This is a genomic window from Butyricicoccus pullicaecorum DSM 23266, from assembly GCF_900167005.1.
GTDB lineage: Bacteria > Bacillota > Clostridia > Oscillospirales > Butyricicoccaceae > Butyricicoccus > Butyricicoccus pullicaecorum.
On the sequence record NZ_FUXW01000018.1, the window covers coordinates 29544 to 43295 of the forward strand.

Genomic DNA, 13752 nt, shown 5'->3' on the forward strand with positions numbered 1-13752 from the left:
GGAAATAATATGAAAAAAAGATGGCTAGCCGCATTATTGTCACTGTGTATGACAGTGACAATGGTTCCTGTGGGGGCGATGGCAGCTGATATCGAAAATGATATCGCAGAGTCCCCTGTCAACCTCACAGAGATTGTGCCGCAAGACCCGTCAGCGCTGGACGAACAACCTGTATCGTCTGAGACGACCCTGCTGGAAGAATCTGAGCCAGCAGAAGATGAGCCGAAAGCTGAAATGGTAGCCGAGGTAGAGGGAAAGCAGTATGAGACCCTGGAAGCGGCCATTGAGGCGGCTCAGGATGGAGACAAGGTAGAATTACTGCAGGATGTTACGTTAAATACCATTATTACCATCAGTAATAAATCCATTACATTCGATATGAATGGAAAAACGATTACTTATGGTGCAACGGTAGAAGATGCTGGTGCGTTTATTTTTTCTGAGAATTCTAATGTTGTAATCTGCGGCAACGGAAAGGTTACTTTTAACGATAGTTATATGGCTGACGATGCAAACAGTACAGGACGTATGTTTGAAGCGGAGAACAACGCTGTATTAACGATTGAAAATGGTACATTCTTCGGGGGTCTAACTTGTGTTTTAGCAGACGGAGACTCACGGGTATATATTAAAGACGGATCATTTTCTGCGTACGTAAATTCCGATGGCAGAAGCTGGGTGCTAAATCGACAAGATAAGTCTAATTCGCGCTTTATTGTTACGGGAGGTATCTTCGAAAATTATGATCCATCTCATAGCAAAACAGAAAATCCTGAAGAAAATTTCTGTGCGGAAGGCTATGTCACGACAAGTGAGGAAAATGATGGCAGTACGTTTTACACCGTAGAAGCTGCTACTGCCAAGACTGACAGCGAGTATTATGCTACCCTCGCTGAGGCGGTTCAGGCAGTTGTATCTTCCAAAAGCAAAACTGGTACAGTTACCCTCCTGAAGGATGCTGTTGGCGGTGGTATTGGCCTTTTCAACGCGAAAGATGCGGTCAATGTCAATCTGACCATTGATTTCGGCGGTTTTACCTACACCTGTGATGATCCTGCAGTTGGTTCTGTTGGCACCGAAAGTCAGGGCTTCCATCTGGAAAAGGGCAATACAGTTACCCTGAAAAATGGCACGATCAAGGTATCTCCCGATAGCCAAAATACGAGTATGTTGATTCAGAATTATTGCGACTTGACGCTGGAAAATCTGGATCTATATGGCAGCAATATTACAAAGTACATAATTTCTTCCAACTATGGAGATACCGTACTGAAAAATGTCAATATTGATGGTACGAATAATAATATTGTTGCAATCGACTTGATGCATTGGTTGAACGACAGCTATAAGGATCAGTCACCGACAATTCAGATCCTTAATGATAGCAGTAATACAATTAACGGTAGTATTGATGTATATTGCTGGGGCACTGATGCTGCCGAATGTCAGGACAAGCCGACGCTGACTATTTATGGTGGTCATTATACAGTTGATCCGTCTGCATATCTTGCAGCTGGTTATGCAGCTGCAGCCAGCAACAAGGATGGCTATGTTTATCAGGTTGTAAAAGCATCCAAAGCTCCGGCAGAGGTGGTTCCGGAAGCGCCTAAGGTAGAAAATAAACTGCCGGACAACGCTTCTGCTGACGATAAGGAGCTTGCAGCATCCGTTTCGGAAAAGCTCAATAACCTTGTTGTTGATGAAGACATCGTAAAGGCTGCAGCTGGAACAGTGGCGAGCCAGAATGAGATCTCAACCGAGCAAGGTAAAGCAGAACTGGATAAGGCTAATATTATCACTGACGATTCCAATGTTACCATCGTTGTTCAGCCCTATCTCGATGTTACTCTGACCAATGCAACTTCTGGTGAACAGAAGAGCTTTACCGCAGATATTACCCCGATGTACCGTACGGTTGCAACGACCAACGTTGATAATATTGTCGTTAAGGGAGAAGCTACAGGGAGTGAAACGGTAAATGCTGTTGTAATCGGAGAGCCCAAGGAGCTGTCGATTAACAAGACCGTAGAGGTCACCATTCCGCTGCCGACTGACTTTGTAGCTTCTGGTATAGACAAGCTTTATATTCACCATCAGAAGAATGGCATTACTTACGTTTATGAGGGTGCGGAAAAGGGTAATGCTCTGACTTTCACCAACCCGCACGGCTTTAGCCTGTTCACCATTACTTCTGCCGCACCGCAGGCAAAGATTGGTGATATCAATTACGCAACCCTTCAGGATGCAGTCAATGCAGTAGAGAATAATCAGACAATTACGCTGCTGGCTAATGGTTCGGCAACGGTATCCCGTGAGATCACCTTCACAATCACTGGTGATTTCAAGGCTGAGATCACTGCTGACTCTGGTTATAAACTGACGCAGAACGGTAACACTTACACGATTACCGAGAAATCCACTTCCGGCGGTGCATCGCATCCGGAAGCTGGCAGCTCTTCCTCCTCTTCCGACCGCTACCAGATCGACAAGCCCTCTAATGTAGAGAACGGCTCGATCAAGGTCAGCGACTCCAAGGCCCAGAAGGGCGACACCGTCACCATCACGGTCACCCCGGACGAGGGCTATGAGCTGGACAAGCTGGCAGTTTACGACAAGGACGGCGATAAGCTCGATCTCAAGGACAAGGGCGAAGGCAAGTTTACCTTCGAGATGCCTAAGGGCGATGTTGAGATCGAAGTATCCTTTGCTCAGATCGAGGACGAGACGGTCAAGGCCAACTTCGCGGACGTTGCAGCCGATGCTTGGTACGCAGATGCAGTCCAGTACGTCTATGAGAACGGCATGATGAGTGGCACCAGTGAGACCACCTTCAGCCCGGATGTGACCACCACTCGCGGCATGATCGTAACCATTCTGTATCGTCTGGAAGGTTCTCCTGACCTTTCGAATGAGAATCTGGGCTATCCGTATGCTGATGTTGACGCAAACGCTTACTATGCAGATGCGGTTTATTGGGCACGCCAGAACGGCATTGTTTCCGGTATGAGTGCAGAACAGTTTGCACCGAACAATGCAATTACCCGTGAGCAGATGGCGGCAATTCTGTACCGCTATGCACAGTTCAAGGGCTACGATGTATCGGCTAAGGCTGATCTGTCCGTTTACACCGATGCTGCAAACGTAGGTACTTATGCAACCGACGCAATGGCATGGGCAAACGGTGCGCAGCTGATTGCTGGCACCAGCCAGGCCACGCTGACCCCGGCTGGTAATGCAACTCGTGCACAGGTTGCAACGATTCTGATGCGTTTCTGCGAGAATATTGCAAAGTAAATCATTTTCTTGTTAAAAAGAGGCTGACCCAAAGGTCAGCCTCTTTTATTCGTCTTAATCGCTGATACGCGAAGTTTAAATGAAAGGTTGTCTGAAATTGTATCATGCAGATTGTGCAGACGGCGTACTTGAAGATTGTGCTGCATTGAGCTCTCCCGCAAGCTGGAAGCCCTTTCGCGCCAGAAAGACTGCGATGACCTCGTTGATAACAGCAGCGGCGGCGATGGTGCCGCGCACGATGTCACCATACTGGCTGAATGTGCCGGTCAGGGATGAGATTGCAATATCGGTCAAGACCAGAGAGACACCCGAGTGCGGCATGAGGGTCAGTCCCAGATATTTGCGTACGGTTACCGGTGCATGGGATAGGTGTGCACCGATGGCAGCGCCGCCGATCTTTCCCACGGCATGGTGAAAGATCCGGACGCGACCGTCGCCATTTTAGAAGAGCTGCTCTCCGGTGAAATCTTCCGTCAAATTATCGCGCAGCAAGACCACACAGAACCTTGATTGTGTAACCTCGGCACAATCGCAATTGCGCGCATCTGTCCTAAATTTCGACCGCTGTTCGGGATATTTGACTTCATGCCATTGGATTTTGCAGTCCGATGGCCTTTTTGTTCGCTGTGGAGTCCTCCTCACGATACCATAAAGGATAGCAGTGTTTGGTACCGATTTGTACTGATATTTTCATGGAATTGTCCGATTTTTGAACAAACGAAAATAGTTGTACCGGTGCAAACCGAGTTTGGTGAGAGAGGATGAAAGAGGATGAAAGCAGAATAACAGGCATCCCGATACATCAGATTTGGATGACAGGGGAGTCAAACGTATTTCTATCATTTCACGTATTTTATTACACATCTTTTGACAGGAATGGTTGGTTAAATATTTGTCAAAGAATTTCGCATAAAAATCGAATTAAGCGAGCAATTTTGAATAAATTACCCACAAATATAACATTTTTGTTTGAACTTGTGGTGGGTCTATGGTATGATACTAATAAAAGAACGTGCGCAGCAACCGATCGTAGACGTTTGCTATTCATGCATGTTTGTAAAGGAGCTAGAGAGCAAATGAAATCAGTCTTTGTGATCGGGCACAGAAACCCGGACACTGATTCAATCTGTTCTGCGATTTGTTACGCCCATTTAAAGCAGATTCTGACCGGCCAGGAGCATATTGCCTGCCGTGCGGGGCAGATCAACCCGGAAACGAAGTTTGTCCTTGATCATTTCAAGGTGGAGCCGCCGCGTTATTTGGCTTCGCTCAACCCGCGCCTGTCCGATGTGCAGTACCGTGATGTACCCGGTATTCGTGCAGATCTGTCCCTGCGCCGCGCATGGGAATACATGAATAATAACAATATTCATACAGTCGCGATCGTTGATGAAGACAATCACCTGCAAGGCCTGCTGACGCTCAGTGACATCGCCCGATTTTACATGGAAGATCTGGGTGCGGATGCACTGGCCGCAGCCAAGACCAGCTATCACAACCTGGTCGATGTTCTGGGTGGCGAGCTGGTTGTCGGCACCGCCGAGAACCGTTTCGAGGAGGGCCGTGTTGTAATCGGTGCGGCCAATCCTGACATGCTCGAGGAGCATATCAACGAACACGATCTGGTCATTCTGGGTAACCGATACGAGTCTCAGCTGTGCTCGATCGAGATGAACGCCGACTGTATCGTCATCAGTCTGGGTGCTGGCGTATCGCGAACCATTAAAAAACTGGCAGTTGCTGCTGGCTGTGCCGTGATTGCAACCCCGATGGATACATATACCTGTGCCAAGGTCATCAACCAGGCAGTACCGGTTGCGCACATTATGCGCAAGAACGGACTCATTTCGTTCCATCCGGGCGATCTGGTAGAGGACGTCAAAAAGACGGTTTCCAAGAAGAGAATCCGTTACTACCCGATTTTGGACGAGGACGGCAAGTATATCGGTATGGTCTCCCAGCGTAACTTGCTGGACATTGAGAAGCAGCAGGTCATCATGGTCGACCACAACGAGCGCGATCAGGCAGTCGAGGGTATCGATGCGGCACAGGTCACCGAGATCATCGACCATCACCGCATCGGTGCGCTGGAAACCACCAATCCTATTTACTTCCGCAACCAGCCGCTTGGCTGTACGGCAACCATCGTCACGCAGCTGTACCATGAAAATCGTGTAGAGATCGAACCGGCCATTGCCGGACTGCTGTGTTCGGCGATTTTGTCGGACACGCTCATGTTCCGTTCGCCCACCTGCACGCCGATCGACCGCTACACGGCGGAGGAGCTCGCAAAGATTGCAGGCATTGACATTCCCACTCATGCTGTTGCCATGTTCCGCGCAGGTTCCGAGCTGGTTGGCCGTTCGATGGACGATATTTTCCACATTGACTACAAGTCTTATCAGGTCAAGAGCAAGCGTATTGCAATCTCGCAGGTTACGAGCGTCAATCAGGAAGAATTGCACGAACTCAAGCCGCAGATGCTCGACTATATGCGCAGCAGCTTGGAAAAATCCGGCTTGAACATGATGTTTGTTATGCTCACCAACATCATCGAGGAGACAACCGAGCTGTTGTTTGTCGGACACAATGCTGCTGAACTGGTGCAGATTGCGTTCCAGCAGCCCGGCGGTGTCGATTCGATCACACTGCCCGGTGTTGTCAGCCGTAAAAAGCAGCTGGTATCGCCGCTGCTCGCCGCACTGGAAGATGAAAGCATCGCAGATTAAAATGAAAACGCGTAAATCGGAAAACTCCGATTTACGCGTTTTTTCGTAGGTTGAATTTCCGCTCTGCACCATCTCATGCGAGCGTTGACCGAATGTATTGCATGTACTTCTTAGCAGCCTGCTCTTTCTGCTCGGGGTAAGAAAATCCGCCATCCTGTGCGACCAAAAGAGCTGCCTTTCGAAACAGCTGAATGGCCGTATCAATCGGTGCCCAGAAGCTCGTGTAAGATGCATCGCAGTAGATGTTCTGATACGCCGTATAAAAATCTGAGGGCAGATATTTTTTCAGATACTTGTGTAGTTTTCCGCCGGATACTGCGTAATGGGTGCCGATTCCAATATACCAGTCCAGCATGACTTCCAGCATCTCTCGGGAAAGCGCGTGGTAGGTTGTCATGGCAAACGGAAGCTTATCTCTTGCGATTCCCTTTGCAACATCGCACAGGCTCCAAAAGAATTCGTTGCAGTATCCGTGAAATCGCTTTTCCGACGGCTTTTTGATGTGAAAATCCTCGTCAGTTGGCGGAGGCAGATGCGGCAGACAGCCCACTTTGTCCAAAAGCGGCAGGAACAATTTATTGCGGTTTCTGCCGCTCTCCATCACCGCAAGCGTCTCAACACCCACGTCAATCCGGTTTCCATCGTCAAATAGCAGCAGCCACGAATAGCTCTCGTCATAGTTACTTCGTATCTGGAAGCGTCCTCCATAGCCGAAGTCGGTGTCTTGCTCCTGCATGAGCATCACCGTGCCGAAGTGCTTCATCCAGCTCGTATCGTGGATAAAACTATATGTTTCAGTCACCACATACATGATGTCAAAATCTCTGTAAATGTCCGGGGGGACATTGGGATTTGTCCGTGATCCTTTCAGGTATGCTGCAAGAATGCGGTCGTCCATTTTTGCAAAATCAAGAATCAAGTTCATCATTTCCTGTTCTGTCCGCAACGTACATTCTCCTCTCGATACAAGCTATAAATTGATTTTATCATAGCACGGTATTGCGTGATGCTGCAATATCTGTTCAAGGTATCATCCTGGTATGTGACAGAATGTTGAGCTAGGAAGGAGGAGATGGTTTGGCTCAGGCGAAAGATCAGTGTTTGTAAAAGAAAGATATTTCCGCAAATGATTCCTGTGGTTTCCTTTGCGATTTGGCAGATAAAAATTGACGCTCCGTGTAACACGGAGCGTTTTTATATGCATGGAATCTGTGCATCAAATATGTGATTGCTATTGCGCGTGAACGAGGTTGACGGCTTTACCCAATCCGGATATACTGAACACAGTAGAGCGGGAAGCGCCAGAAGGGTTTTACACGGGAACACTGGTTTTACGTAATATCTGTTGTTTTCACCTCTTTAGAACGGACCATATCCGATTCCGTAAGCGATGATAATCAGAGCAAAGGCGCTTGCAATAAATCCCAAATAGATCTTCCAGCAGAACCGAATCCAGGAACCATAGTCCACACCGCACATGGAAAGCTGAACCAGAGAACTTCCGGGCCAAAAACTATTGGTGATTCCGTCGCCGTACTGATAGGTCAGAACCAGAACCTGCTGGTTGATGTTCAGAATTTTTCCGAGCGGGTGCAGAATCGGCATGATGATGACGGCCTTTCCGCTGCCGGAAACGACAAGGAAATTAAAGAGCGTCACAAATACGAAGATAACGAAGATTGCCAGGATCGCACTTCTGTGTTCCAAAAGCTGCGACATGGCGTGCACGATCGTATCGATGATACATGCCTGATTCATCAGCACGACCACGGACTGTGCCAGACCGACCGCAAATGCCGCGGAAAATACGCGCACGGCGCCGGTGCAGAAGAGCTGGCATGCTGGGCTGGGCGCAATCCGGAAAATTGCAGCGAGAAGAAATGCCATGATGACATAGATGCCTGCAATCTGCGGAAAAGACCAGCCAAAGCGAATGCATCCGATGCCCTGCGCAACCACGACGCCCAAGAAAACAAGAAGTCCCAATGCGCGTCTTGCGTTCATTTCTTCGGTCTGCTCGGCGTGATCTTCCTGCGACTGGCTGATATATTCCTGACTGAGCAGGCTCGCCGAAGGGTCTTTCTTGATCTTACGGCAGTAGGCATAAAGGCCGATCAAACCAATGATATAAAATACCGCCAGACCGACCGCACGGAAGCCAATACCGGAGAACAGAGGCAGTCCGACGATCTGCTGTGCAACACCGGTGGTGAATGTATTCATCAGACCGGAAGTGAATCCGACCGTGCTGCCGACAATGGCAAAAGCCGTGCCTACCATTCGGTCATAGCCCAAGGCAAAGCCGATCGTGACTGCCAGCGGGTAAAAGGGATAGGCAGCCTCGCCATATCCCAGAACGCCGAATACCACGAAAATCGTGTAAAAAATACAGACGACAGAGAACTCTTTGCCTCTCGTTTTCTTTAGAATCAGATTGATGCCTGCGCCGAACGCACCGCTGACTTCCAGCAGGTAAATGGCGCCGGAACTGATAAAGAGCGTGCCCATGATGGTTGCGCCATTGACAAAACCGGTGTAAATGGCTTCAAAATAGTCCATAAACCCGATGGGCGTCTCATTCTCTACATATTGAAACGTGTTCGGATCAATTACGGTAATTCCCGAAGCGTCCTGCAGCCGCTGGTACGAGCCGCTTGGAACGATGTAGGAAAGTACCACAACGAAAAGCATAATAAAAAGTAGTATAATAAATACATGGGGCATCCGAAACCCCTGTTGCTTCTTTCCGGTTTGATTCATGTTAAACCGTCTCCCTTCCATTTTCCTGCAGCCAGGCTGCCGCTGCATTTGCGTGGAGTGCGGCACCCAACGGCAGGACCGCTTCGTCCAGCACCATTTTCGGGCTGTGAAGCGGCGCATTTCCGCGCTGTCCAGCTCCGAGGAATACAAACATGCCGGGCACTTCCTTCGTTACATACCCAAAATCTTCGGTACCGGTCATAGGCGGGATTTGGTGGACCTTGTCCGCTCCCACGATTTCAGCGAGGTGCGGAACGAGGCTTTCACACAATTCCTGATCGGAAAACGTGCAGGGTGTATGGAATTCGGTCAGCTCGTATGTTCCATTCCACGCTTTGACATAGTGATCGATCATTTCCGGAATGCGCTGCTTCAGGTGCTCGGCAGCTTCCACATCCAGTGTCCGCATGCCGATGTGAAGCTCGGCTTTGTCCGGGATAATGTTGACCGCTGTACCTCCCTTAGCCACACCACAGGTGAGCGTCACCATGGCGGCAGGGTCAGCTTCGCGCGTCACCAGCAGATTCACTGCCTGATACACCTGATTGAGAATCATCAGGGGATCGGTGCAAAGCTGCGGCTGCGAGCTGTGGCCGCCGCTTCCTTGGATTTTCAGAATAAACGTGTCCAAAGATGCGGAATTTACGCCTGCTGCATAGCCAATGGTTCCGGTCGCTTCGGTGGGCTGTACATGCAGTCCGAAAGCGACGTCCACCTTCGGGGAAGTCAGTGCTCCGTTTTCCACCATGATGCGTGCGCCGGCTCCGGTCTCTTCTCCCGGCTGGAACATCAGCTTTACCGAGCCGTGCAGCTGGTCTTCGTGTTCTTTCAGAATTTGTGCTGCGCCCAGAAGCATGGCTGCGTGACTGTCATGACCGCACATGTGGCTTGCGCTGCTGCACGATTGAAAATCAAGACCGCTGTCCTCTTTGAGCGGCAATGCATCCATATCCGCACGCAGAAGGATGCACGGACTGCCGTGTCCGATCTGCGCAAGGACTCCGGTCGCCTTTTCCATCTTTGGAAATCCGGCTTCCACAAAGTCTGCGGTCAGTTTTTGGGGCAGCGCGCCGCCGCATGCTTTCCATGAGATTCCCATTTCGGTCAGACGCTGCTGGATGTATGCACTGGTCTTTGGCAGATCGGTTCCGATTTCTGCGATCTGGTGCAGGTATCTTCTGTCTTTTATGATCTGATTTTCTAACTGATATGCCCGTTTTTTAATCTCTTCTGCCGATATTCCCATATTTGCGCCCCTCTTAGTACCATTCCGGATGTCTTTGCAGTAACATCAAAGTTCCGGATACTGCTTGTATCTGCAGTGGTTTTGATTTATAATTATAATATGTTGTTGCATAAATATTCTTTATATTACCACCTTTTTTATGAATTTACAAGTTTTTTTCGCGAAAATTTTTCCGATAAAAATTGCAAGTTTGCCATCAAAAGTATAGAAGGAGTGCATAATCGCATGAAACATCTTTTTATAAATGGAAAAATATTCACTTCGGATACCAAGCATCCTTATGCAGACGCTATGGTCGTGCAGGACGGAAAAATCCTCTGGACCGGCGAGCGGGACGCGATGCCCGCAGCGTGGAAAGAGGAGATTGCTTCTGTAACCAATTTGGAGGGTCGGCGCGTGATTCCCGGCTTTGTAGACGCACACATGCACCCGGTCATGCTCGCGGATTTCCGCAAAAAAATCACGATTATGCCGCCGGAGATCAATTCGATCGAAGAGTTGGTATCTGCGATTCAGAAGAAACGCAGCCAGCAGCCAGCCGGCGCGTGGATTCAGGGCTGGGGCTATGATGAGCAGGGATTTTCCGAGAAACGATCGCCCAATCGATATGATCTGGATCGCGGATGCAGTGATTCTCCGGTATCCATCACGCGCACCTGCGCTCATATTCGCTGCGTCAACAGTATGGCGCTGAAAATGGCGGGCATTGATCGAAATACGCCCGACCCTCCCGGAGGAGAGATCGAGCGCGACGAAAACGGAGAACCGACCGGCGTACTGAAAGAAAATGCACGCAATCTGGTGCTTCCGCTGATGCCGCAGGAGACAGCCGAGGAGCATGTCGAAAACCTGCTGGAACTCGGACAGGTTCTGATCTCACAGGGAATCACCTCTATCTGTGATATGGGAAATCTGGATACAGGCGATAACATTCCGCTCTATGAAGCAGCAGCACAAAAAGGCTTCTACCCGCGGGTAGGCGTGTATTACATGTGGGATTTCTTTGCAGACGACCCGGACTTTGACATTCCGCAGAGCCGCATGGACCGAAATCGTCAGATCTTTGCCGCAGGTCTAAAGCTGATCGGTGACGGCAGTATTTCCGGTCGAACCGCATGGATGAGCCGTCCCTACTACGGCTCCGATGAGGAGTATGGTATTTCGGTGTGCAGCGATGAACTGCTGGAGAGTGCAATTGACTTTTGCAAGAAAAATCACTGCCAGCTTTCCATACATGCCATGGGCGGCAGAGCGATTTCACGCATGATTGACCGGGTATGCCGGGAATCTGCCTGGACTTGCGAAAACATTCCTTACACCAGAATCGAGCACGTCACAGACCCTTCTGCGGACAGCATCCGCAAAGCGGCTGAACACGGAATTTCTTTCTTATCTCAGCCCATTTTCCCCTATGCGGAGAGCAAAAGCTATGTGAAAAATCTGGGAGAGGCATGGCTGAAAGAATGCTACCCTTATAAAGACATGTTGGATGCCGGTGTATCGCTCGGCTTTTCCACCGATGCCCCGGCTACTTACTGGTCGGACCCGACCGACCCCTTCCCGGGACTGAAATTTGCCGTAACGCGCACCTGTGCGGACGGTACAGACGGTGGACAGGCGCAGGCGGTAGAGATCGAGACCGCGATTCGGTTGTACACCATTGGCGCTGCACAGGCAGCTGGATTCCCGGATACTGGCATGCTGGCCGCTGGTTATCGTGCGGATTTTGTGGTATTAAGCGATGATATTCTGCATGTGCCGTCCGAGGACATTGACAAAGTCAAAGTGGTACAGACATACATTGGCGGAACCTGCGTATATCAGCGCTGACCGATACAGAAATGTGATGCTTGCAGAAGAAAGGAGCTTGCAAATATGTTTCATTTACCAGAATACAGACAGCCTGACTTTACGGAAAAGAGATTTGTCGATGCACCGGATGCTGTCTGGGAGACCGTGACCATCAAGGGTGTCGCCCCTGAAAATTATCACAGCACCTCCATGTACCCGGAATACTTCAAGATCAACGGAAAATGGATTCTCGCAGAACAAAGCCGTATGGATTCCAGTGTGGTACTCTGCGAAGACGGACATTTGAAGGTTGTCGAAAACCGTAATCTGGAAGTGGGGGATAAAGTCATTCTGGGCCGTACGGAAAATGGTCAGGATGGCATCTATCTTTACACGGATGCTTTTGAGGATCCGGATGATACCGAAAGTGATCGCTTCGTCTTTCGTCAGGGAAGAAGCCGTGAGACCTCCTATGCCAGAGACTATGACCGCCTCTTTGAACTGCTGAAATATGAGAAAGAGCACGGCAATATCCTCTGGGTCATGGGACCTGCATTTTCGTTTGATGCCGATGCAAGACGCGCCATGCAGGCCATGATCGAAAACGGCTATGTAGACGGCCTGATGGCTGGCAATGCACTGGCAACGCATGATCTGGAAGGTGCTATGTTCCATACCGCGCTGGGACAGGACATTTATACACAGAAATCTCAGCCGAACGGACATTACAACCATTTGGATGTCATCAATCGCGTCCGAAAGAGCGGTTCCATCGCGCAGTTTATTGACGATTATCAGCTGGATAACGGCATTATGTATGGCTGTGTCAAAAACAATGTACCCTTTGTCCTGACCGGCTCCATCCGTGACGACGGCCCGCTTCCCGAAGTCATCGGGGATGCGTATGAGGGTCAGAGCGCAATGCGCAAAATGGTTGAAAAATCCACAACCGTAATTTGCTTGGCCACCATGCTTCATACCATTGCAACCGGAAATATGACTCCTTCTTACAGAGTCCTTGAGGATGGCACCGTGCGTCCTGTATTCCTTTATACGGTGGATGCCGATGAATTTGTCGTGAATAAGCTTTTGGATCGTGGAAGCCTTAGCGCAACCACCATCGTCACCAATGTACAGGATTTTATTATGATCGTGGCAAAAGGACTTGGCGTGATTTAACATCATGATTGAGTAATTCGGTAAATACAAAAAACGCTCCGCGTTATGCGGAGCGTTTTTTTGTGACTGTAACATCGCTGCTATGGAACAGGAAAGATTCATCTGCCGCATATCTTCGACTTTTTCGATAAAATGGATATAATAAGTTCATATTTATGCGAACAGGAGAAGTTACCATGCAGGATCAAATAGATTACTTGTCGGACTTTGCTGTCTATCTTCGCACGGAAGAGCGCAGCGCGGGTACGATTGAGAAATATTTGCGCGATGTGCGCAAATTTTTTTGCTGGTTGGCAGATAAATCTTTGGAAAAGGCACAGGTTTCTGCGTGGAGAGCACAGCTGCTCTCCGATGGCTACGCACCGGAAACGGTCAACTCGATGATTGTCGCACTCAATCAATTTCTGGACTTTATCGGTCGTTCGGACTGCCGGGTGCATACCTTGCGCATCCAGCGTAAATTATTCCGCAGTCAGGAACGAGAATTAACCCGAGAAGAATACGAACAGCTTGTCCAGACTGCCCAGCGCAAGGGACAGGAACGCCTCGCGCTGCTGCTGGAAGCTATCGCTGCAACTGGAATCCGGGTGTCCGAGGTCAAATATCTGACGGTCGAAGCTGCCAGAGCCGGACGCGCGGAAATTGCGCTCAAGGGTAAGATTCGTGTGATTTTACTGCCGAATAAGCTGTGCCGCAAGCTATTGAAGTATGCAAAAAAACAAAAAACCGTTTCCGGTGAGATTTTTCTCACGA

9 protein-coding genes are annotated in these 13752 nt (G+C 49.4%); 5 read left to right on the forward strand and 4 right to left on the reverse strand.

Annotation, left to right across the window (positions count from 1 at the left end; genetic code table 11):
• The first annotated feature begins 234 nt into the window (after positions 1-234).
• Positions 235-3294, forward strand: a complete 3060-nt coding sequence (locus tag B5D52_RS16170; RefSeq protein WP_143149498.1) for an S-layer homology domain-containing protein — start codon at positions 235-237, stop codon at positions 3292-3294.
• Between the two features lie 102 nt (positions 3295-3396).
• On the opposite strand, the gene B5D52_RS14520 is transcribed toward B5D52_RS16170, so the two are convergent.
• Entirely contained in the window at positions 3397-3699 is a 303-nt protein-coding gene (locus B5D52_RS14520; protein WP_016149176.1) for a cation:proton antiporter, read from the reverse strand.
• A gap of 671 nt (positions 3700-4370) precedes the next feature.
• Here B5D52_RS14520 and B5D52_RS14525 point away from each other — a divergent pair.
• Entirely contained in the window at positions 4371-6023 is a 1653-nt protein-coding gene (locus B5D52_RS14525) for a putative manganese-dependent inorganic diphosphatase (RefSeq protein ID WP_016149177.1), read from the forward strand.
• Positions 6024-6096: 73 nt separating this feature from the next.
• Here the strand turns inward: B5D52_RS14525 and B5D52_RS14530 are convergent, their stop codons facing one another.
• From B5D52_RS14530 to B5D52_RS14540, 3 genes are all read right to left on the reverse strand, one after another.
• Positions 6097-6969, reverse strand: a complete 873-nt coding sequence (locus B5D52_RS14530; protein ID WP_016149178.1) for an aminoglycoside 6-adenylyltransferase — start codon at positions 6967-6969, stop codon at positions 6097-6099.
• A gap of 413 nt (positions 6970-7382) precedes the next feature.
• Complete coding sequence (locus B5D52_RS14535; protein WP_413813337.1) at positions 7383-8831, reverse strand: YfcC family protein; 1449 nt, start codon at positions 8829-8831, stop codon at positions 7383-7385.
• Entirely contained in the window at positions 8785-10029 is a 1245-nt protein-coding gene (locus B5D52_RS14540) for a M20 metallopeptidase family protein (RefSeq protein ID WP_016149180.1), read from the reverse strand. Before B5D52_RS14540 ends, B5D52_RS14535 begins: the two co-directional genes overlap by 47 nt.
• A 225-nt stretch (positions 10030-10254) precedes the next feature.
• Here B5D52_RS14540 and B5D52_RS14545 point away from each other — a divergent pair, with 225 nt between their 5' ends.
• From B5D52_RS14545 to B5D52_RS14555, 3 genes are all read left to right on the forward strand, one after another.
• Complete coding sequence (locus B5D52_RS14545; RefSeq protein WP_016149181.1) at positions 10255-11859, forward strand: amidohydrolase; 1605 nt, start codon at positions 10255-10257, stop codon at positions 11857-11859.
• 45 nt (positions 11860-11904) lie between these two features.
• Positions 11905-12999, forward strand: coding sequence for a putative NPN-dependent ornithine cyclodeaminase (locus B5D52_RS14550; protein ID WP_016149182.1), 1095 nt, complete (start codon positions 11905-11907; stop codon positions 12997-12999).
• Between the two features lie 176 nt (positions 13000-13175).
• Positions 13176-13752, forward strand: a 577-nt coding sequence (locus B5D52_RS14555; protein ID WP_078689247.1) for a tyrosine-type recombinase/integrase, incomplete at its 3' end; no start/stop codon positions are given.